Source organism: Vibrio sp. Vb1337 (genome assembly GCF_033338715.1).
Taxonomy (GTDB): domain Bacteria; phylum Pseudomonadota; class Gammaproteobacteria; order Enterobacterales; family Vibrionaceae; genus Vibrio; species Vibrio alginolyticus.
This window is the reverse complement of the sequence record NZ_JAWOTD010000020.1, coordinates 16,535-37,020: the sequence shown is the minus strand read 5'-3', so window position 1 is coordinate 37,020 and position 20,486 is coordinate 16,535. Positions and strand designations below refer to the sequence as shown.

Below are 20,486 nucleotides of genomic sequence, written 5' to 3'. Positions count from 1 at the left end.
TTCCTTAGGTTAGAGTTAAACTGGGATTTCTTCGCGGCGGAGCATTTCGCCCGCTAGAGCAAGATACGCTTTGGCACCTGCGGAGTACTTATCGTAGTACATTGCAGGCTTACCGTGACTTGGTGCTTCAGCCAAACGAACATTACGCGGAATGACAGTACGGTAAACTTTATTCCCAAAGTGTTTTTTAAGTTGATCGGATACTTCATTCGATAAGCGGTTGCGTGGGTCGTACATGGTACGCAATAAACCTTCGATTTTGAGGTTTTCATTCACAACAGCCGCTAACTTGCTGATTGTATCCATAAGAGCAGTTAAACCTTCTAACGCAAAGTATTCACATTGCATCGGCACCAGCACAGAGTCAGCTGCCGCCATCGCATTGATTGTAAGAAGGTTTAGAGAAGGAGGACAATCAATAAAGATGAAATCATAGTTATCGCGAACTGAGGACAATGCATTTTTTAGACGCACTTCACGAGCGAAAACTTCCATCAATTTGATTTCTGCCGCGGTGACGTCGCCGTTCGCCGCGATCAAATCATACTTCCCTGTTGTTTGGGTACAAACGACTTGATCGAACGGTGTATCTTCGACCAAAAGATCGTATGCGGTGGCGTCGACCATATACTTATCCACGCCACTGGCCATCGTAGCATTGCCTTGCGGGTCGAGATCGATCACCAAAACCTTGCGCTTTGTTGCCGCCATCGAAGCCGCTAAGTTAATGCACGTTGTTGTTTTGCCGACCCCACCTTTCTGGTTGGCGATTGCTACAATTTTACCCACGATTACCTCGCTAATTTCCCTTGCGCGATAAGATTACTAGATGACGATCACCTTCCAACTCAGGAACAGCCAAAGATATGATCTCTGTCACACTGCACCATTCAGGAAGCTGATCCATTTCATCTTTAGGGTGCTGTCCTTTCAGCGCTAGAAACACCCCGTGCTCTTGTTTCGGCAAATGGTGGCACCATTCCACCATGTCTATCATTGAAGCAAAAGCTCGACTCAAAACGCCATCAAATTTTTCTTCAGGTTGGAATTCTTCGACACGACTTTGAATTGGTGTCACGTTTTTCAGCCCTAATGTGTGCACAACTTGCTTGATAAAACGGATGCGTTTGCCAAGACTGTCGAGCAAAAAGAAGGTTTTCTCAGGGTTCATGATTGCCAAAGGGATGCCCGGTAACCCCGGACCAGTACCAACATCAATGAAGCGCTCACCGGGCAGGTGTGCGCTTACAACGATACTATCAAGAATATGTTTCACTAACATATCAAGCGGATCACGTACCGATGTTAAATTGTACGCTTTGTTCCATTTGTCGAGCAGTTCGACATAACCAACTAACTGCTCTCGTTGCTGTTCTGACACTTCCAAATCGGTTTTCGCGATCAGTGAATCCAGCTTTGTTCGCAATGCGCTCATTATTCTTCCTCACCTTTCTTCAGCAAACCATGCTTTTTCAAGTGAACAAGTAGAATAGAAATTGCAGCAGGCGTAATACCAGAAATGCGTGATGCAATACCGATGCTCTCTGGTTTGGCCTCGCTCAGTTTAGCAACGACTTCGTTTGATAAACCTTTTACATCGCGGTAATCCAAATCAGCAGGTAACTTGGTATTTTCGTGACGCAGTGATTTTTCGATCTCTTCCTGCTGACGCTTGATGTAACCGTCGTATTTCACTTGAATTTCAACTTGCTCAGCCGCTTGCTGATCTTCAAGTGCAGGAGCAAACGCTTCAAGTTGCGTCAGTTGCGAATAAGTGATCTCTGGACGACGCAGAAGATCCTCACCACTCGCTTCACGGGCCATTGGGGTTTTCAGCAGCTTGTTCAGCTCATCAACACCCTCTGACTTCGGATTCATCCACGTTGCTTTCAAACGCTGACGCTCCGTTTCCATATTGTTGATTTTCTCGTTAAAGCGAGCCCAACGAACATCATCAATCAAGCCTAGCTCGCGCGCTTTTTCCGTTAAACGCAAATCGGCATTATCTTCACGAAGTAGCAGGCGATATTCCGCACGAGAAGTGAACATGCGGTACGGCTCTTTGGTACCCATGGTCGATAAGTCATCAATCAACACGCCCATGTAAGCTTGGTCACGACGTGGGCTCCAGCCTTCTTTGTCTTGGCTAAACAAGCTTGCGTTTAGGCCCGCCATCAAGCCTTGCGCTGCGGCTTCTTCGTAGCCAGTCGTGCCATTAATCTGGCCAGCAAAGAACAAACCATGGATGAACTTCGTCTCGTACGTTTGCTTCAAATCACGTGGATCGAAGAAATCGTATTCAATCGCATAACCTGGGCGAACGATGTGTGCATTTTCAAACCCTTTCATTGAGCGCACGATTTGTACTTGCACATCAAATGGCAAGCTGGTCGAGATACCATTAGGGTATAACTCGTGCGTGGTTAGGCCTTCTGGCTCAATGAAGATTTGGTGGCTGTTTTTGTCAGCGAAACGCATCACTTTGTCTTCAATAGACGGACAGTAACGAGGACCAATACCTTCAATCACACCTGCGTACATTGGACTACGATCCAAGTTACTACGGATCACATCGTGAGTTTGTTCATTGGTGTGGGTAATGAAACATGGAATCTGACGCGGATGCTGTTCACGTTTGCCCATGAACGAGAATACAGGCGTTGGGTTATCACCGTGCTGAGCTTCTAGCACTGAAAAATCAACAGTACGAGCATCAATGCGCGGTGGAGTACCTGTTTTTAAACGATCCACACGGAACGGCAGTTCACGCAGTCGATCCGCTAATGCGATCGATGGTGGATCCCCGGCACGACCACCAGACGAGCTTTCCATACCTATGTGGATCTTACCACCAAGGAAGGTACCCACGGTTAGCACAACGGCTTTCGCATGGAAGCGAAGTCCCATTTGAGTTACCACACCAACTGCGCGATCTTGTTCAACAATCAGATCATCAACTGACTGCTGGAACAACGTTAAGTTAGGCGCATTTTCTAATGCATTACGAACGTACGCTTTGTACAGAGCGCGATCGGCTTGAGCTCGAGTTGCTCGTACTGCAGGACCTTTGGAGGCATTTAGTGTACGAAACTGAATACCTGCATGGTCGATGGCTTCAGCCATCAAACCGCCCATAGCATCTACTTCTTTTACTAAGTGACCTTTACCAATACCACCGATCGCCGGATTACAAGACATCTGGCCTAATGTATCGATGTTATGGGTAAGGAGAAGCGTTTTTTGTCCTGTGCGTGCAGATGCGAGCGCGGCTTCCGTTCCTGCGTGTCCGCCACCGACAACAATGACGTCAAAGTTTTCGTGATAAAGCATGAACTGACCTCAGGTATTCAAAGGGATTTAATGGACAGATAAAGGAGCAGTATTTTACCTGCTTTATGCCAGAGAGAAAAACGTTTTCTCGTTTTATCCGTTTTAAGCTTCAAGATAAATATATATAAGATCTATATATATGATCTTTTATTAGATCTACTATTAGGATCGACCATTTCTGTGGATAACCTAAAAATGATCAACAAGATCATGGATCTTCTTTGGATCATATCTTGTGATCATGATTGGATCAGATCGAGGATTACCTGGGATCAAAAGTGGTGGTTATACACAGGGGGTAAAATTGATCAAAGTTGTTATTGGGATAACTAAAGGAAAATCACTGGATCTTATTGTAGTTATCCACAGTTTGTTTGGTTGGTTTTTGAGCGGTTAAACAAAATAATTTGGTGGGAGTTATTCACATGGGAGAAAACAGAGCCGAATTTCGACTCTGTTGAAGGGAAAGTCGTGAGTTTAAAAACGTTCGATATTCTCTTTTAACCACATCTCTGCAGCGTCTTCTGGCACATCATGGCTCAGTACATCGATTTTAAAGCAATCTGCGAGAGGGGTTGCACCAATATCCTCTAATAAATCATAAGCGTGTTGACCAGCGGCACAGAACGTATCGTAGCTAGAGTCACCAATCGCAATCACCGCAAATTTTACATCAGTCATTTTTGGCGGTGTATTTTGTAATGCTGCGATAAAAGGTTGGATATTATCAGGATACTCACCAGCTCCATGTGTAGAGGTGATCACCAACCACGTACCTTGATTTTCGATATCACTGAGGGAAGGCTGGTTGTGGATCGTTGTTTCAAATCCATTCTCGTTGAGTAGATCACTCAGGTGATCCCCTACGTATTCTGCGCCACCTAACGTGCTGCCTGTAATAATGTGGATCATACTTCTTCCTTATTGAATGCGACGGCTAAAGCTCATGGATGGCTTGCCGTACAAAAAGAAACGCGGTGTGAGTTAAGCTCAGCACCGCGCGTTCGATTATTTACTTCCCGATACAGAATGAAGAGAAGATTCGTCCCAGTAAGTCGTCAGAACTGAACTCACCGGTAATCTCATTGAGATGTTGTTGGGTGATGCGTAGCTCTTCAGCCAATATTTCACCTGCCATATAGCCTTCAAGCTGCTCCTGGCCTATTTGAAGGTGCTGTGCGGCACGTTCTAATGCATCGAGATGACGACGACGAGCCATAAACCCACCTTCACTGTTGCCAGAGAAGCCCATACACTCCTTGAGATGATCTCGCAGAGCTTCAACCCCTGCACCAGTCTTCGCTGACAAACGGATAAGAGTAGGGTTATTGACGTGGCAGATCCCCATATCTTCACCCGTTTGATCCGCTTTATTACGGATCACCGTTATGCCAATGTTGTCTGGTAGGCGATCCACAAAATCTGGCCAGATATCTTTCGGATCGGTGGCATCGGTTGTTGTGCCATCTACCATGAACAACACGCGGTCTGCTTGGGCTATTTCATCCCACGCACGTTCGATACCGATTTTCTCTACTTCATCGGAAGCATCACGCAAACCTGCTGTATCAATGATGTGCAGAGGCATGCCATCAATATGGATATGCTCACGCAGTACATCACGCGTGGTTCCTGCGATGTCGGTTACGATTGCAGACTCTTTACCCGATAGTGCGTTCAGTAGGCTTGATTTGCCCGCGTTTGGACGACCCGCAATCACGACTTTCATCCCTTCACGCATAATAGCGCCTTGGTTAGCTTCTTTGCGCACCGCATCTAGGTTGTCGATGATGGCTTGTAGGTCACCAGCCACTTTACCGTCGGCCAAAAAGTCGATCTCTTCTTCAGGGAAGTCGATGGCTGCTTCAACATAGATACGCAAATGAATCAGCGACTCAACTAAGGTATTAATGCGGCCTGAAAATGCGCCCTGTAAGGATTGCAGTGCCGATTTTGCGGCTTCTTCAGAACTGGCATCAATGAGGTCTGCGATCGCCTCGGCTTGAGCGAGGTCGAGTTTATCGTTCAGAAATGCGCGTTCAGAGAACTCACCAGGGCGAGCAGCTCGAATACCATCTATACCTAGAATGCGTTTTATCAGCATATCCATCACGACAGGGCCGCCATGGCCTTGCAGCTCAAGTACGTCTTCACCGGTAAATGAGTGTGGGTTAGGGAAGTACAGTGCGATGCCCTGATCAAGCACAGTGCCATCTTTTGACTTAAACGGCAGGTACTCTGCGTAGCGGGGCTTTAGTGTTTTGCCAGTGACTTCTAACGCCACTTGGTTGGCTTTAGGGCCAGAAACTCGAATAATACCGACACCGCCACGACCAGGCGCGGTCGCTTGAGCGACAATCGTATCTGTAGTCATAATTTTGCCTTTTGAGCTGGGCTATAGGGAAGATACCTAGGGAGCCATCACAATTAATTAGCTGAATTGTAATCAGCCAAAAACAAAAAGGCGACCTTTTGGCCGCCTTTCTCAATCATTTCCTAAAAGGTTACTTGCTGTGTAAGCCTTTTTTCTCTAATCCTTTGTAGATCAGAGTTTGCTGGATAAGCGTTACGATGTTCGACACCAACCAGTACAGAACGAGACCTGATGGGAAGAACAAGAAGAAGAAGGTAAACATAACCGGCATAAAGGTCATGATCTTCTGCTGCATTGGATCCGTTACCGTTGTCGGGCTCATCTTCTGGATTAGGAACATTGACGCACCCATCAATAGCGGCAGGATGTAGTAAGGGTCCTGCGCTGAAAGGTCATGAATCCAACCGAAGAATGGTGAGTGACGTAGCTCTACCGATTCCATTAGCGCCCAGTATAGTGCGATGAAAATAGGCATCTGTAGGATAAGAGGTAGACAACCACCTAGTGGGTTCACTTTCTCTTTCTTGTACAGTTCCATCATTTCTTGGCTCATGCGCTGACGGTCATCACCGATGCGCTCACGCATAGCTTGCAGCTTAGGCTGAAGCATACGCATTTTCGCCATAGACGTGTATTGCGCTTTTGTTAGTGGGTACATTGCACCACGAACGATGAAGGTCAGACAGATGATTGCCACACCCCAGTTGCCAACAAAGCTCTGGATGAATGAAAGCAACATATGAAGAGGCTTCGCAATGAACCATAACCAGCCGTAGTCCACTACTAGGTCTAGGTTAGGTGCCACTTCTGCCATTTCATCTTGCAGTTTTGGACCAACCCAAAGTGTTGCTTCAAACTTAGCCTGATCGCCTGTTGCGATAGTTTTGTTCGGCATACGAACGCCGATGTCGCCTAGGTTGCCAATTACACGAGTGTATAGGTTAGTACCTGGTTCGTTACGTGGGATCCAAGCTGCGGCAAAGTAGTGCTGAATCATTGCTGCCCAACCTTGGCCATCGGCTAGGTTAAGAGACAGGTTGCGATCCTGCATATCATCAAAGCTGTACTTCTTGTAACGCGTATCTTCTGTTGAGTATGCGCCACCACGGTAAGTAGGCATTGTGATGCTACCACCATCGTCCATTAGGTTTTGACGTAGGTGAGCGTACATACCAAATGTTGCGTTGTTGCCTGAGTTGTTCACTACATCGTATTCAACATTAAGCGCGTAGCTGCCGCGTTTAAAGATGTAAGTTTTGGTGTATTCGATGCCGTTTGCAGTGAATGTCATCGGAACGCGAAGTTCATCTTGACCGTCAGCCATTGTGAAGCTGTCTGCACTTACGTTGTAGTGAGGGCGATTTGTGCTGCTCAAGTCGATACCTTGAGGACCCACTAGACCGCTTTGAGCGATAAATTGGTGACCTTGAGCGTCTTTAAGCAGAACAAAGGAATCTGATGAATCTAACTCAGCAGAGTATTCGTTAAGGTTGGCATGTACCACATCGCCACCAACGGTGTCGATCGACAGAGTTAAAACATCAGTCGTTACTGTGATAGTTTTTGCAGAAGCTTGCTGTTGACCAGGAACTGGGTCAAGTTCATCAGCAAAAGATGGTGCAGGTAGAGTGCTGCTTGATTGAGCCTGTTCAACTGCTTGAGGTTCTGGATTCTTTGCAACTTGCCATTGTTGAAACAGCAAAAAAGAAACCAGGGCCAAACCGATGAGCAGGATATTACGTTGAGAATCCATCGTTAGTTATCTCTGTCTTGTTTTTGGACTGGTGGAACGGGGTCATACCCCCCTTCATTCAAAGGGTGGCATTTTAATAGACGTTTGCCTGATAACCAACATCCTTTTACAAAACCGTGAGCTCTCAAAGCTTCTAGCGCGTAAGTGGAACAGGTTGGTGTGAACCGGCAACGAGGACCAATCAAAGGGCTGATAAACCAGCGATACAGATAAACGAGCCCAATGGCTATCCACGTGAAGGGCGAGACAGGCGTTGCCATAGCTTATCAAACAACTTAAAAATTTCCTCATTGCTTAAATCTTGCGCGCTTTTCTTCGCAATCACAACAAAATCTTTGTTTGGAAGCTGATGTTGATTGTTACGAAAGCTTTCACGAGCCAAACGCTTAAATCGGTTACGACCGACAGCCGTTTTGATTTGCTTTTTGGGAACCGCTAAACCTAATCGTGGGTGAGAAAGTTTGTTATTGCGAGCAATGATGGTGAAATGAGGCGAGCCAGCTCGATGAGCTTGCTGGAAGACGTTTTGATAATGCTCGGGAGTTAACAAACGTAACTCCCGATTAAACGCGTACGTGTTCAAAATAAACTAGCGATTATTTTGATAGGCGCGCACGGCCTTTTGCACGACGTGCGTTGATAACTTTACGACCGTTCTTAGTTGCCATGCGAGCACGGAAGCCGTGAGTACGCTTGCGCTTTAGAACTGTAGGTTGAAAAGTGCGTTTCATGATAATTACCTTTACTGATCAGTAGTTTTAGGTTCTTGTTAAACCCGGCGTGGGTATTTGCTTTCTTATATAAAGAAGCTCTTTATATAGAGAAGGACAACCGACGCCTCTCAACAAAGAGGCGGAATTGTAATCACACTCACATAATGTGTCAATGACTCAATGAGTACGAAATTCCGGCCGGGCGATTATACGTAGTGTGAGTAAAATCTCAAGGATCAATCGATCCTGATGCTTGATCGTTACTCTATTCCTACTTGGTTAAGGAATTTTTTCAAACGAGGATCTTGTGGATTATCGAAGATATCCTGTGGAGAACCTTGCTCAACGATATTGCCTTCCGCCATGAAGATCACTCTATCAGCTACTTCTTTCGCGAATTGCATCTCGTGCGTCACCACCAGCATGGTTTGATGCTGATTAGCTAACTTCTTCATTAATGAGAGAACTTCACCGACCCATTCAGGATCCAGCGCAGAAGTTGGTTCGTCAAACAACAGCAGTTCTGGTTGCAGCGCCATCGCTCGGCCGATACCCACACGTTGTTGTTGGCCGCCAGATAATGCCGCTGGATAACTATCGCCTTTATCCCCAAGGCCGATGTCATCCAGAATTTGTTGCGCTCGTTTGAGAGCATCGGCTTTTTTCCAACCTCGAACGGTCACTAGACCTTCGGCAATGTTCTGGCGCGCATTCATGTGGGCAAACAGGGCATAGTTTTGGAACACAAAGCCAGTTCGACGACGCAGCGCTAATACTTCGGCTTTAGTGTGTTTTTGAGTATCAACGGAGATGTCATCTATCGTGATACGACCTTCATCTGCTTGTTCTAGAAAGTTCACCGTACGCAGCAAGGTTGATTTACCCGTACCACTTGAGCCGATAATCACGATGATCTCACCTTGCTTAATATCGAGGTCGATGCCTTTCAGCACTTCAGTCTCACCAAAACGTTTGTGAATATTTTCTAACTTAATCATCGTACGTACGCCTTATTCAGTTTTGCTTCTGCCCAGATTTGTACGCGAGTCAGAATCACCACCACGCCCCAGTAAATAAGAGCAACCGCAAGGAAAGCTTCAAAGAAACGGAAACTTGATGAGGCTTCCATCTGTGCTTTCGCCATGATTTCGGCCACACCAAGCGTGAAAGCGAGAGACGTTGACTTGATCATATCGATGAAGTAGTTCATCAATGAAGGCAGTGCGACACGTGTTGCTTGAGGTAAAATCACTCGGCGCATTGCTTGGGATGTCGTCATACCGACCGATAAGCTCGCTTCCATTTGGCTGCGATCAATGCCAATAATGGCGGCACGAATACTTTCCGCCATATAAGCGGCAAAGTGCAGCGTTAAACCGATAACCGCTGCTGAAAAGGCGTCGATACCGACCATCAATGGAAAAATTTGCGGTAAGCCGTAATAAAGCAGGAAAAGCTGAACCAACAGTGGGGTGCCACGGAAGAAGCTGATGTACAGTTGGCTTAATTGATCCAGAACTGGCAGTTTAAATACGCGAATATTGGCTAAAATGACGGATAAAATCAGCGAAAACACCAATCCCCATGTCGCCATTTCCATGGTTGTGCCAAGATATTTCAGCAATATCGGCAACAGTTCCAACATGTAATTAAAGTCAAATCCCATACGGCTTACCTAAAGGCTAGAGAAAAGAAAAGGTGGAAAACAAGTTCCACCTTTACGTAAGTTTATTTTAGTCCGAGAGTGATACCACTTTGCGGCCTAAAGTACAAAGAGTTCTTATTTCGTGATGTCAGCGCCAAACCACTTCACGGAAATTTTCTCTACTGTACCATCTGCGCGCATCTCAGCCAGTGCTTTGTTTACTTCTTCTTGCAGCTTACGACCTTTCTCGTTGTCAACGAAAGGCCATGCGTTTTGAATGGTCTCAAACGGTTCGCCTGCCAATTCCAGAGGAAGGCCAGTTTTCTTAATCAGCTCTAACGCAGAAAGACGATCCATTACAAATGCATCTGCACGACCGAGCGCCACGTCATGTTCGATACCTGTGTCGTACGTTTTAATGTTGATCTTGCCATCTTTGTCGTATTGACGCAGCAGTTGTTCAAAGTTAGAGCCTAGGTTCACCGCAACGGTTTTGCCCGCAAGATCGTCAACACCTTTGATGCTGTCGTTGCCTTTACGCACGGTAATTTGTGCGCCATCTACAACGTAAGGGTCAGCAAATAGGTATTTAGCTTTACGCTCATCAGTCATGGTGATTTGGTTGGAGATCGTATCGATACGACCAGTTTCTAAAAGACCAAATAAACCAGAGAAGTTGGCTGTTACGTATTCGATTTTGTAATCGTTACGTTTACCGATTTCATCCCACATGTCGACTTCAAAGCCTTGTAGCTTGTCTTGCTTTACAAAAGTAAACGGGAAGTAGCGACCTGACATACCAACTTTGACTTCAGTAGCGGCTTGTACGGTTGCTGCCGACAGTGCAATGGCTGCAACGGCAACCTTAATCCAGTTTTTCATAATACATCTCCATAATTTTATGGTTGGAAATACTACTGTTAGTTAGCTCAATTAAATAAATAACCAAGAGCAATAACCTAGACCTGTGAGTTATTAGATAATAGAAGAAGAATGTTAAATGTGACGAAAATGCGAACTGAACCTAGCGAAATGATCGACAAAATCAGCATTGGGAATAAAATAATACACAGACTTATCACCAATCGCTCGATCTTGTGAATTTTGCCCAATTGTGGATCGTTGTGTGGGCAAATTTGGGGCAAGGTGTGTTGATCTCATCAAGTTTGCAGAAATAATTGTGAATAACTTGGATCTTATTCACTGGATCGTCGATCAATCGCTGGCGATCTTGGTTATCAACAGGTAAAATTGCCAGTCTTTTCCGATAATTCAATTACTCAGTGGGGGCACCGTGTCATCTTCGCTTTGGCTGCAATGTTTGCAGCAGCTTCAAGAAGAGCTACCAGCTACAGAATTCAGCATGTGGGTTCGTCCGCTACAAGCGGAGCTCAATGACAATACTCTCACTCTATTCGCGCCAAACCGCTTCGTGTTGGACTGGGTGCGTGATAAGTATCTGAACAATATTACTCGCTTACTGCAGGAATACTGTGGTGGCGACATTCCTAACTTACGCTTTGAAGTGGGGAGCCGACCTGTCTCTGCTCCAAAACCAGCGCCGACACGTACGCCTGCAGATGTGGCTGCGGAGTCATCTGCACCTGCGCAATTACAGGCGCGTAAGCCAGTACACAAAACCTGGGATGACGACGCTCAAGCGATTGCGGCTATCAATCACCGCTCAAACATGAACCCAAAACACAAGTTCGACAACTTTGTTGAAGGTAAGTCGAACCAACTGGGTTTGGCTGCGGCGCGTCAGGTATCGGATAACCCAGGTGCAGCTTACAACCCACTATTCTTATACGGCGGCACGGGTTTGGGTAAAACCCACTTATTGCATGCGGTGGGTAACGCGATTGTGGATAACAACCCGAACGCAAAAGTGGTCTACATGCACTCAGAACGTTTTGTGCAAGACATGGTGAAAGCGCTGCAAAACAATGCGATTGAAGAATTCAAACGCTACTACCGCAGCGTGGATGCGCTCCTTATCGATGACATCCAATTCTTTGCTAATAAAGAACGTTCACAAGAAGAATTCTTCCATACCTTCAACGCACTATTGGAAGGTAATCAGCAGATCATTCTAACGTCTGACCGTTATCCTAAAGAAATTAATGGCGTTGAAGATCGTCTTAAATCTCGCTTTGGTTGGGGTCTTACTGTTGCGATCGAGCCGCCTGAGCTTGAAACGCGTGTGGCGATCTTGATGAAAAAAGCTGAAGATCACCAAATCCACCTTGCTGATGAAGTGGCATTCTTCATTGCCAAGCGTCTGCGTTCGAACGTTCGTGAGCTAGAAGGTGCACTGAACCGTGTTATTGCGAACGCGAACTTTACTGGCCGTCCAATTACGATTGATTTTGTTCGTGAAGCGCTGCGCGATCTGCTTGCTCTACAAGAGAAGCTTGTGACAATCGATAACATTCAAAAGACAGTGGCGGAATACTACAAGATTAAAGTAGCGGACTTGCTGTCTAAGCGTCGTTCTCGTTCTGTAGCGCGTCCTCGTCAGCTGGCTATGGCGTTAGCAAAAGAACTAACCAACCATAGCTTGCCTGAAATTGGCGATGCGTTTGGGGGCCGCGATCATACGACCGTACTTCATGCTTGTCGCAAGATTGAGCAGCTGCGTGAAGAGAGCCACGACATTAAAGAAGATTACTCTAACTTGATTCGCACCCTGTCTTCGTAATCGGTTAGAATAACGGTATTCTAAGCAAATCATTTATTGAGCTGACAGCGTAAAGAGCCAAGCATGAAATTTACCATTGAACGTAGTCATTTAATCAAACCGCTACAGCAGGTTTCGGGCGCTTTAGGTGGCCGACCAACCCTGCCAATCCTGGGTAACCTACTTCTTAAAGTAGAAGAGAACGTATTGTCGATGACGGCAACCGATCTTGAAGTAGAGTTAGTAAGCAAAGTGACGCTAGAAGGTGATTTTGAAGCGGGCAGCATTACCGTTCCTTCGCGTAAGTTTCTCGATATCTGCCGTGGTTTACCGGACGATGCGATCATCACATTTGTATTAGAAGGTGATCGTGTACAAGTTCGCTCTGGTCGCAGCCGTTTCTCGTTGGCAACGCTTCCTGCGAACGATTTCCCTAATATTGAAGACTGGCAAAGCGAAGTGGAAGTATCACTGAGCCAAGCTGATTTACGTACGCTGATCGACAAAACTCAGTTCTCGATGGCGAATCAAGACGTTCGTTACTACCTCAACGGCATGTTGTTTGAAATTGACGGCACCACGCTACGCAGCGTGGCGACGGACGGCCACCGTATGGCGGTATCGCAAACTCAGCTAGGTGCGGACTTTGCGCAGAAGCAAATCATCGTGCCACGCAAAGGTGTGCAAGAATTAGTAAAGTTGATGGATGCGCCAGAGCAGCCCGTAGTACTTCAGATCGGTAGCTCCAATGTTCGTGCTGAGGTGAATAACTTTACTTTTACCTCTAAGTTGGTTGATGGTCGTTTCCCTGACTACCGCCGTGTATTGCCTCAGAGCACCAATAAGACACTAATAGCAAGTTGTGACGAGTTGCGCCAAGCCTTCTCTCGTGCTGCGATTCTTTCCAACGAAAAATTCCGTGGCGTGCGAGTGAATCTGGCTGATACTGAAATGCGCATAACCGCGAATAACCCAGAACAAGAAGAAGCGGAAGAGATGCTTGATGTAACCTTTGAAGGTGACGCCATCGAAATCGGCTTTAACGTAAGCTATGTGCTTGATGTTCTGAACACGTTGCGTTGTGAAAATGTACGTGTGTCGATGTCGGATGCTAACGCTAGCGCGTTGATTGAAAATGCCGACGATGACAGTGCCATGTACGTGGTGATGCCAATTCGTCTATAAGCCAACTGAATGCCTCTTTCTCGTCTCATCATTCAGCAGTTTCGAAACATTAAAGCCTGTGATATTGAGTTATCAGCAGGCTTTAACTTTCTTATCGGGCCGAACGGCAGCGGTAAAACCAGTGTCTTAGAAGCGGTTTATCTGCTCGGGCATGGCCGCTCATTCAAGAGCTCTCTCACCGGACGAGTGATACAAAATGAGTGTGACGAACTGTTTGTTCATGGTCGTTTTTTGAACTCGGATCAATTTGAGCTACCTATCGGCATTAATAAGCAGCGTGATGGCTCAACAGAGGTTAAAATAGGCGGTCAATCTGGACAAAAATTAGCGCAGTTGGCACAAGTTCTGCCTTTGCAGTTGATACACCCAGAAGGGTTTGATTTACTGACAGATGGCCCTAAACATCGTCGTGCGTTTATTGATTGGGGCGTGTTTCATACCGAGCCCGCTTTTTATCAAGCATGGGGAAGGTTCAAGCGCCTGAACAAGCAGCGCAACGCGTTGTTGAAAACCGCCAATAGTTATCGTGAGCTCAGTTATTGGGATCAGGAAATGGCAGGATTGGCTGAAAACATCAGCCAATGGCGAGCAAGTTACATCGAGCAGATGAAAACCGTCGCAGAAACTATCTGTCAGACATTTTTGCCAGAATTTGAGATCCAATTGAAGTATTATCGTGGCTGGGATAAAGACACTCCATACCACGAGATACTAGAAAAGAATTTTGAGCGTGATCAGGCATTGGGATACACCTTTAGTGGCCCAAACAAAGCTGATTTGCGCATTAAAGTGAACGGAACGCCCGTTGAAGATGTTCTGTCACGCGGTCAATTAAAACTCATGGTGTGTGCATTGCGTGTAGCGCAAGGGCAACACCTGACAGAGATGGCCGGTAAACAATGCATTTACCTAATTGATGACTTCGCGTCGGAATTAGATAGCCAACGTCGCAAGCGTCTTGCTGACTGCTTAAAAGAGACGGGCGCACAAGTATTTGTAAGCTCTATCACTGAAAGCCAAATCGCCGATATGTTGGACGATAACGGTAAATTGTTTCATGTGGAACATGGCAGGATAGAGTCAAACTAGAAGAGAGAAACTCATGTCTGAAAATTACGATTCATCGAGTATTAAGGTACTGAAGGGTCTGGATGCGGTACGTAAGCGTCCAGGAATGTACATCGGCGATACGGACGACGGCACCGGCCTTCACCACATGGTTTTCGAGGTGGTGGATAACTCAATTGATGAAGCGTTGGCAGGTCACTGTAAAGACATCGTTGTGACAATTCATGAGGATAACTCGGTTTCCGTTAGCGATGATGGTCGTGGCATTCCAACAGAAATCCACTCAGAGGAAAATGTCTCTGCAGCAGAAGTAATCATGACGGTTCTTCACGCGGGTGGTAAGTTCGACGATAACTCATACAAAGTATCGGGTGGTCTTCACGGGGTAGGTGTTTCAGTAGTAAACGCACTATCAGAGAAAGTTGAGCTAACGATTCATCGTGGTGGCCATATCCATACGCAAACCTACCGCCATGGTGAGCCTCAAGCGCCACTAGCCGTTGTGGGTGATACGGATAAAACCGGTACACAAATTCGTTTCTGGCCAAGTGCCGAAACGTTCTCTAACACTGAGTTCCACTATGACATTCTGGCGAAACGCCTGCGTGAACTGTCATTCCTGAACTCTGGTGTGTCGATCAAATTGGTTGATGAACGTGAAGCGGACAAACATGATCACTTCATGTATGAAGGTGGTATTCAAGCGTTCGTTGATCACCTAAACACCAACAAAACGCCAATCATCGAAAAAATCTTCCACTTTAACTCTGAGCGTGAAGACGGCATTTCAGTTGAAGTGGCGATGCAATGGAACGATGGTTTCCAAGAGAACATCTTCTGCTTTACCAACAATATCCCACAGCGTGATGGTGGTACTCACCTTGCTGGTTTCCGTGCTGCGCTAACACGTACATTGAACAGCTTTATGGATAAAGAAGGTTTCTCGAAGAAAGCGAAAACAGCGACTTCAGGCGACGATGCGCGTGAAGGTCTAACTGCGGTTGTTTCGGTGAAAGTGCCTGATCCTAAGTTCTCAAGCCAAACAAAAGACAAACTGGTTTCTTCTGAAGTGAAATCAGCTGTTGAGTCTGCAATGGGTGAAAAACTGTCTGAGTTCTTGATTGAGAACCCGACAGAAGCGAAGATGGTTTGTTCGAAAATCATCGATGCAGCACGTGCTCGTGAAGCAGCGCGTAAAGCTCGTGAAATGACGCGCCGTAAAGGTGCACTAGACCTAGCTGGCCTTCCAGGTAAACTTGCAGACTGTCAGGAAAAAGATCCGGCACTCTCTGAACTATACATAGTGGAGGGTGATTCGGCAGGCGGCTCCGCAAAACAAGGCCGTAACCGTAAGAACCAAGCGATCCTACCGCTAAAAGGTAAGATTCTTAACGTAGAAAAAGCACGTTTCGACAAGATGCTATCTTCTCAAGAAGTAGCAACACTGATCACCGCACTAGGTTGTGGTATCGGTCGTGACGAGTACAACCCGGACAAGCTTCGTTACCACAACATCATCATCATGACCGATGCCGACGTCGATGGTTCGCACATCCGTACGCTACTGTTGACCTTCTTCTACCGTCAAATGCCAGAGCTTATCGAGCGTGGCTATGTGTACATCGCTCAGCCACCACTATACAAAGTGAAAAAAGGCAAACAAGAGCAGTACATCAAAGATGAAGAAGCGATGAACCAATACCAAGTATCATTGGCTCTGGACAATGCATCGCTACACGTAAACGCAGAAGCACCTGCACTGGCAGGTGAAGCACTAGAGAAGCTTGTTCAACAGTACAATGCGGGTATTAAACTGGCGGAACGTATGAGCCGTCGCTACCCAAGTGCTTTGGTAAACGAGTTGATTTACACTCCTCGCCTAACGCCAGAGCAATGCCATGACGCATCAGTTGTGGAAGCTTGGACGAAGCAGCTTATTGAACAGCTGAATGCGAAAGAAGTGGGTGCAAGCCAGTACAGCTACGAAGTTGAGCAGCACGAAGAGCTAGGCTTAAACTTGCCTAAGATTGTGGTTCGTACTCACGGTGTGACGCACGAACATGCAATTAGCATCGACTTCCTAAACTCGAAAGAGTACGGCAAGTTGGCTGATCTATCAGAAGCACTTGATGGACTTCTGGAAGAAGGCGCGTACATCAAACGTGGTGAGCGTACTATGCCAGTGGCAAACTTTGCAGAAGCACTTGACTGGTTAGTGAAAGAGTCAATGCGTGGATTAAGCCGTCAGCGCTACAAAGGTCTAGGTGAGATGAACCCAGACCAACTTTGGGAAACCACCATGGACCCAGAAACTCGTCGTATGATGCAGGTAACGATTGAAGATGCGGTAGGCGCAGATCAACTGTTCACTACGCTAATGGGTGACCAAGTAGAACCTCGTCGTAACTTCATCGAAGAGAACGCACTGAAAGTAGCGAACCTAGACGTATAACGACACTGTTCGTGATAGTAAAAAGCAGCGAGAAATCGCTGCTTTTTTTGTTGTACCACCAGCTAAAATCGCCACTTTCTGCTAAAGCGGATGTTTTTCTGGTACTAACTGCCAACAACCCGATCAAGCCTACCATTTTATTTCTGTTTTCTTTTTTTCTCGCCATTTTGTTCGCTTGAGCGTTTTTGCTTTCTTTTTTCTGCTCGCTATAGTGCTGAAGAGCTGATGAATAAGGAGACTAAGAAAATGGTGATGACTTTCCTGAACTAAGCCGGAAGTGATGCACTTCCGGTTCAATGCACTGAATTTATTTGTAAGACAAGGCATTAAGAAGGAAATAATCATGTTTGAACGCTGGTTCTCAGCGTACTGCTTGGCGCTGCGAACTTGGTGGTTAACCAGTCGCTTTTTAACCTATCAATCACCACTAAGGTTGTTATCGCTATTTGAAACCTGCGAGCAACAAGCCCATTGCCGTAACCGAACTCGTATTGCGGTTGGGGACACGGTTCGCTTAGTGGATGTTGAACGCGCCTATCAATATCGCATGACATTGGTCAGCTCGCGCAAGGGGCAACCCATGACAGGTATGCTCGCGGTCGATTCTTATTTGGGGTCTCGACTGTTAGGTCGAGCTAAAGATGATGCGCTCGAAGTGGAAATTTTTAATCAGCGACGCTGCTTTGTGATTACTGAAATTGTTCATCAATCGCAACCACCAGCTCAGAAAATGCTGTGTGGTTGTCTGTTGTGCCAATAAATAGAGGTGAAGTCATGAGTAAGAAAGAAAAGAAACAACCGCAGTTGAGTCTAAAAGAAAAGCGCAAACTAAAGCAGGAAAAGGCGGCAGAAAAGGGCGTTGTAAAAGCGCGTAAATCCTCCCGCAAGTAAAGTGTAGATTGAGCCCTCCAGAACGGCGGGCTTTTTATCACTGATCGCGAAGTGATGAGGAACTAAGCTGTTCAAGGGGATAGTGGATGCTTTAAAAATTTTTTATTTTTTCCCTTGAAAGTCATTTTTGACGACCTTATATCTAGTTATGAAGAGGGTGACTGGCTTGCTAGAGACTAGAAGACCAGCCCTCTGAAATCGCTAAAACGAGATCGCTCAGAAGAGGATATGGCGTTTTAGCACACAACTTAAACCTTTAGATTCAATATCATGTCTCCGAGCCAAACCAAGGCCAGTGGAATGATAAGAATCTCTTAGTTCGGCGTTGGTTTTTGCATAAACACGCCAGTAGGATGGAACTCATCTGAACTAAGACTATTGCTTAATTAAGAGGATAGATTTATGCGTAATGTAGATTTCTCACCACTATACCGTAATGCAATTGGCTTTGATCGTCTGCTAAACCTGATGGAAGCGAATACAGCGAAAAATACTTCTGGCGGTTACCCTCCATACAACATTGAGCAAAAAGACGAGCACAACTACCGTATTACTATGGCCGTTGCTGGCTTTGCTGAAGAACAGCTCGATCTGACTCAAAACGAAAACATGTTGATTGTGAAGGGCGAACGTAAAGCAGAAGAAGGCAAAAACTACGTTTACCAAGGTATTGCAGAACGTGATTTTGAACGTAAATTCCAGCTAGCGGATTACGTAAAAGTCGTGGGTGCATCAATGGAAAACGGTCTGCTTCATATCGATTTAGTTCGTGAAATCCCTGAAGCCATGCAACCACGTAAGATTGCTATCGGTGGCAACAACCTGATTGAGAACAACTAATCAGTTAACCACCCGGTTATAGAATGAGAAAGAGCGCCATATGGGCGCTCTTTTTAGTTTGGGGGTTTTCAAATCCGCTATTTCAAAGCCGTAATTTCAAAGAGAAGAACGGCTGAGTTCAATCCGTCTATTTACCTTCGCGGTAAGCCTTTTCCACTTCTTCAGCGATAATCGCAATGCCTTTTTGCATCATCTCATCATCTTGAACGTAGTTCATACGCAGGCATTGGTGCGCGTGATCCCACTCGTCTTGCTGACCAATAAAGAAATATTCACCAGGGACAATCAATACGCCACGCGCTTTCAAGCGTTGGTACAGTTCCATTGTTGTGATTGGCAGTTCATCAAACCATAACCACAAGAAGATAGCGCCTTCCGGCTTGTGGATGCGGAATCGCTCATCGGTAATTGCTTGTTGGAGCAGTTCAACCGCACGTTGTGATTTTTGCTTGTAGAACGGCTTAATCACCTCTGAACTCAGTTTAAGCAGATCACCTTTGCCAATTATATGGTTTGCCAGCGCTGGACCAACACTGCCCGGCGCTAGGCTGATGATGCCGTTCATATTGGTTAACGCTTGAGTGATTTCTTCACTCGCAATCACAATGCCACAACGCACGCCCGGTAAACCAAGCTTAGATAGGCTCATGCATAGGATGGTGTTTTCATTCCAGAACGGTTCGACATCTTCAAAGATGATGTTCGGGAAAGGTAGACCGTAGGCGTTATCGATGATCAGTGGGATGTTGTTCTCACGTGCTAGCTTGTCCAGCTTACGTACTTCTTCATCTGTCAGTACATTACCCGTTGGGTTAGTTGGGCGAGACGCGCAGATTGCCGCAACAGAGTCGTCGACGGCGAGTTGCTCAAAATCGACGTGGTATTTAAACAGGCCGTTATCTAACAGCTCGATTTCTGGGTGGTAAGAGATAAAGATATCTTCATCAATGCCAGCATCACCATAACCGATGTATTCAGGCGCGATAGGCAGTAGCACTTTCTTGTGCGAACCGTCTGGCTGTTTACCTGCCAACAAGTTGAACAAGTAGAAAAAGCCACTTTGGCTACCGTTAGTTAGGCTGATGTTTTTTTCGGAAATATCCCAGCCGTAAGTTTCACGGAATAACTGAGCTAGCGCTTTGACGAACGCGTCTTTACCCTGCGGGCCATCGTAGTTGGCGAGGGCGGCGACGAGCTCCCCACTGGCGAGCATTTCCTCACTGGCTTGGTGAAAGTAATCGAGCATGGCAGGAATGGCGGCAGGATTACCTCCACCGAGCATGATGGCACCTGGTGTGCGCAGACCATCATTCAAATCGTCCATTAACTGCGTAATACCTGAATACTGATTAAATTTTTCACCAAACTTTGAGAACTGCATGCTGACTTATACCTAATTCATTGTGATTGCTTTGTGTATGTTTATGCCGATGTTTTATCGGCTTATCGAGTAATCCTTGACCTTACCTCAATGTGTAATTAACGCAAAGTGTGAATTAAGCCGAAAAAGAAAAAAGTGCGTCATCAGACCAGAGGAACGAGACAAACGGGCAAA

At 46.1% G+C, this 20,486-nt stretch carries 19 protein-coding genes; 6 read left to right on the top strand and 13 right to left on the bottom strand.

All coding sequences use genetic code 11. The features are described 5' to 3' along the window. Positions 1 to 15: 15 nt before the first annotated feature. The 12 genes from R7E42_RS18940 to R7E42_RS18885 form a co-directional block, all read right to left on the bottom strand. Positions 16 to 789: a ParA family protein gene (locus tag R7E42_RS18940; RefSeq protein ID WP_005383838.1), complete on the bottom strand. Its 774-nt coding sequence runs from the start codon at positions 787 to 789 to the stop codon at positions 16 to 18. A 10-nt stretch (positions 790 to 799) separates the two neighbouring features. Continuing rightward, positions 800 to 1,435 carry a 16S rRNA (guanine(527)-N(7))-methyltransferase RsmG gene (rsmG, locus tag R7E42_RS18935; protein ID WP_206225441.1) on the bottom strand — a complete coding sequence of 212 codons (636 nt, stop codon included), beginning with the start codon at positions 1,433 to 1,435 and terminating at the stop codon, positions 800 to 802. Next, positions 1,435 to 3,330, bottom strand: a complete 1,896-nt coding sequence (gene mnmG / locus R7E42_RS18930) for a tRNA uridine-5-carboxymethylaminomethyl(34) synthesis enzyme MnmG (protein ID WP_005378901.1) — start codon at positions 3,328 to 3,330, stop codon at positions 1,435 to 1,437. Before mnmG ends, rsmG begins: the two co-directional genes overlap by 1 nt. 477 nt (positions 3,331 to 3,807) lie before the next feature. Then, the gene (gene mioC / locus R7E42_RS18925; protein ID WP_005378900.1) at positions 3,808 to 4,242 is read right to left on the bottom strand and encodes an FMN-binding protein MioC; all 435 of its coding nucleotides are present in this window, start codon (positions 4,240 to 4,242) and stop codon (positions 3,808 to 3,810) included. Positions 4,243 to 4,342: 100 nt separating this feature from the next. Beyond that, positions 4,343 to 5,704: a tRNA uridine-5-carboxymethylaminomethyl(34) synthesis GTPase MnmE gene (mnmE, locus tag R7E42_RS18920; RefSeq protein WP_158173538.1), complete on the bottom strand. Its 1,362-nt coding sequence runs from the start codon at positions 5,702 to 5,704 to the stop codon at positions 4,343 to 4,345. Positions 5,705 to 5,834: 130 nt separating this feature from the next. Further along, positions 5,835 to 7,457 (bottom strand): membrane protein insertase YidC, encoded by a 1,623-nt coding sequence (gene yidC / locus R7E42_RS18915; protein ID WP_005383834.1) that lies wholly within the window; start codon positions 7,455 to 7,457, stop codon positions 5,835 to 5,837. A 2-nt stretch (positions 7,458 to 7,459) separates the two neighbouring features. Next, entirely contained in the window at positions 7,460 to 7,717 is a 258-nt protein-coding gene (gene yidD / locus R7E42_RS18910; protein WP_005378822.1) for a membrane protein insertion efficiency factor YidD, read from the bottom strand. Then, positions 7,684 to 8,007, bottom strand: a complete 324-nt coding sequence (gene rnpA, locus R7E42_RS18905; RefSeq protein ID WP_005394102.1) for a ribonuclease P protein component — start codon at positions 8,005 to 8,007, stop codon at positions 7,684 to 7,686. Before rnpA ends, yidD begins: the two co-directional genes overlap by 34 nt. 46 nt (positions 8,008 to 8,053) lie before the next feature. After that, positions 8,054 to 8,188, bottom strand: a complete 135-nt coding sequence (rpmH, locus tag R7E42_RS18900) for a 50S ribosomal protein L34 (protein WP_005378825.1) — start codon at positions 8,186 to 8,188, stop codon at positions 8,054 to 8,056. Between the two features lie 242 nt (positions 8,189 to 8,430). Next, a complete protein-coding gene (locus tag R7E42_RS18895) occupies positions 8,431 to 9,168 on the bottom strand; it encodes an amino acid ABC transporter ATP-binding protein (protein WP_005378827.1) in 738 nt (245 codons plus the stop codon). Beyond that, positions 9,165 to 9,836, bottom strand: a complete 672-nt coding sequence (locus R7E42_RS18890; protein WP_005378829.1) for an amino acid ABC transporter permease — start codon at positions 9,834 to 9,836, stop codon at positions 9,165 to 9,167. The genes R7E42_RS18895 and R7E42_RS18890 overlap by 4 nt, the downstream gene beginning before the upstream one ends. 114 nt (positions 9,837 to 9,950) lie before the next feature. Further along, positions 9,951 to 10,697: an amino acid ABC transporter substrate-binding protein gene (locus R7E42_RS18885; protein ID WP_005378831.1), complete on the bottom strand. Its 747-nt coding sequence runs from the start codon at positions 10,695 to 10,697 to the stop codon at positions 9,951 to 9,953. 412 nt (positions 10,698 to 11,109) lie between these two features. On the opposite strand from R7E42_RS18885, the gene dnaA reads away from it, so the two are divergent. From dnaA to R7E42_RS18855, 6 genes are all read left to right on the top strand, one after another. Further along, positions 11,110 to 12,516 carry a chromosomal replication initiator protein DnaA gene (dnaA, locus tag R7E42_RS18880; RefSeq protein ID WP_005378835.1) on the top strand — a complete coding sequence of 469 codons (1,407 nt, stop codon included), beginning with the start codon at positions 11,110 to 11,112 and terminating at the stop codon, positions 12,514 to 12,516. A gap of 63 nt (positions 12,517 to 12,579) precedes the next feature. Next, complete coding sequence (gene dnaN, locus R7E42_RS18875) at positions 12,580 to 13,680, top strand: DNA polymerase III subunit beta (RefSeq protein ID WP_005394106.1); 1,101 nt, start codon at positions 12,580 to 12,582, stop codon at positions 13,678 to 13,680. A 9-nt stretch (positions 13,681 to 13,689) separates the two neighbouring features. Then, positions 13,690 to 14,769 (top strand): DNA replication/repair protein RecF, encoded by a 1,080-nt coding sequence (recF, locus tag R7E42_RS18870; RefSeq protein WP_005378839.1) that lies wholly within the window; start codon positions 13,690 to 13,692, stop codon positions 14,767 to 14,769. A gap of 13 nt (positions 14,770 to 14,782) precedes the next feature. Then, a complete protein-coding gene (gene gyrB / locus R7E42_RS18865; protein ID WP_005378841.1) occupies positions 14,783 to 17,200 on the top strand; it encodes a DNA topoisomerase (ATP-hydrolyzing) subunit B in 2,418 nt (805 codons plus the stop codon). Positions 17,201 to 17,543: 343 nt separating this feature from the next. Further along, positions 17,544 to 17,960, top strand: a complete 417-nt coding sequence (locus R7E42_RS18860) for a GreA/GreB family elongation factor (protein WP_318072920.1) — start codon at positions 17,544 to 17,546, stop codon at positions 17,958 to 17,960. A gap of 533 nt (positions 17,961 to 18,493) precedes the next feature. Beyond that, positions 18,494 to 18,931 (top strand): Hsp20 family protein, encoded by a 438-nt coding sequence (locus R7E42_RS18855; RefSeq protein WP_005378857.1) that lies wholly within the window; start codon positions 18,494 to 18,496, stop codon positions 18,929 to 18,931. Positions 18,932 to 19,058: 127 nt separating this feature from the next. Here R7E42_RS18855 and R7E42_RS18850 read toward each other — a convergent pair whose 3' ends face one another. Then, complete coding sequence (locus R7E42_RS18850; protein WP_017635592.1) at positions 19,059 to 20,312, bottom strand: valine--pyruvate transaminase; 1,254 nt, start codon at positions 20,310 to 20,312, stop codon at positions 19,059 to 19,061. Positions 20,313 to 20,486: the final 174 nt, after the last annotated feature.

What these genes read in the sequence shown, in the direction of transcription:
- rsmG (WP_206225441.1), bottom strand. Translation starts at nt 1,435, where the DNA reads ATGAGCGCATTGCGAACAAAGCTGGATTCACTGATCGCGAAAACCGAT.
- mnmG (WP_005378901.1), bottom strand. Translation starts at nt 3,330, where the DNA reads ATGCTTTATCACGAAAACTTTGACGTCATTGTTGTCGGTGGCGGACAC.
- mioC (WP_005378900.1), bottom strand. Translation starts at nt 4,242, where the DNA reads ATGATCCACATTATTACAGGCAGCACGTTAGGTGGCGCAGAATACGTA.
- mnmE (WP_158173538.1), bottom strand. Translation starts at nt 5,704, where the DNA reads ATGACTACAGATACGATTGTCGCTCAAGCGACCGCGCCTGGTCGTGGC.
- yidC (WP_005383834.1), bottom strand. Translation starts at nt 7,457, where the DNA reads ATGGATTCTCAACGTAATATCCTGCTCATCGGTTTGGCCCTGGTTTCT.
- yidD (WP_005378822.1), bottom strand. Translation starts at nt 7,717, where the DNA reads ATGGCAACGCCTGTCTCGCCCTTCACGTGGATAGCCATTGGGCTCGTT.
- rpmH (WP_005378825.1), bottom strand. Translation starts at nt 8,188, where the DNA reads ATGAAACGCACTTTTCAACCTACAGTTCTAAAGCGCAAGCGTACTCAC.
- R7E42_RS18895 (WP_005378827.1), bottom strand. Translation starts at nt 9,168, where the DNA reads ATGATTAAGTTAGAAAATATTCACAAACGTTTTGGTGAGACTGAAGTG.
- R7E42_RS18890 (WP_005378829.1), bottom strand. Translation starts at nt 9,836, where the DNA reads ATGGGATTTGACTTTAATTACATGTTGGAACTGTTGCCGATATTGCTG.
- R7E42_RS18885 (WP_005378831.1), bottom strand. Translation starts at nt 10,697, where the DNA reads ATGAAAAACTGGATTAAGGTTGCCGTTGCAGCCATTGCACTGTCGGCA.
- dnaN (WP_005394106.1), top strand. Translation starts at nt 12,580, where the DNA reads ATGAAATTTACCATTGAACGTAGTCATTTAATCAAACCGCTACAGCAG.
- recF (WP_005378839.1), top strand. Translation starts at nt 13,690, where the DNA reads ATGCCTCTTTCTCGTCTCATCATTCAGCAGTTTCGAAACATTAAAGCC.
- gyrB (WP_005378841.1), top strand. Translation starts at nt 14,783, where the DNA reads ATGTCTGAAAATTACGATTCATCGAGTATTAAGGTACTGAAGGGTCTG.
- R7E42_RS18860 (WP_318072920.1), top strand. Translation starts at nt 17,544, where the DNA reads ATGTTTGAACGCTGGTTCTCAGCGTACTGCTTGGCGCTGCGAACTTGG.
- R7E42_RS18855 (WP_005378857.1), top strand. Translation starts at nt 18,494, where the DNA reads ATGCGTAATGTAGATTTCTCACCACTATACCGTAATGCAATTGGCTTT.
- R7E42_RS18850 (WP_017635592.1), bottom strand. Translation starts at nt 20,312, where the DNA reads ATGCAGTTCTCAAAGTTTGGTGAAAAATTTAATCAGTATTCAGGTATT.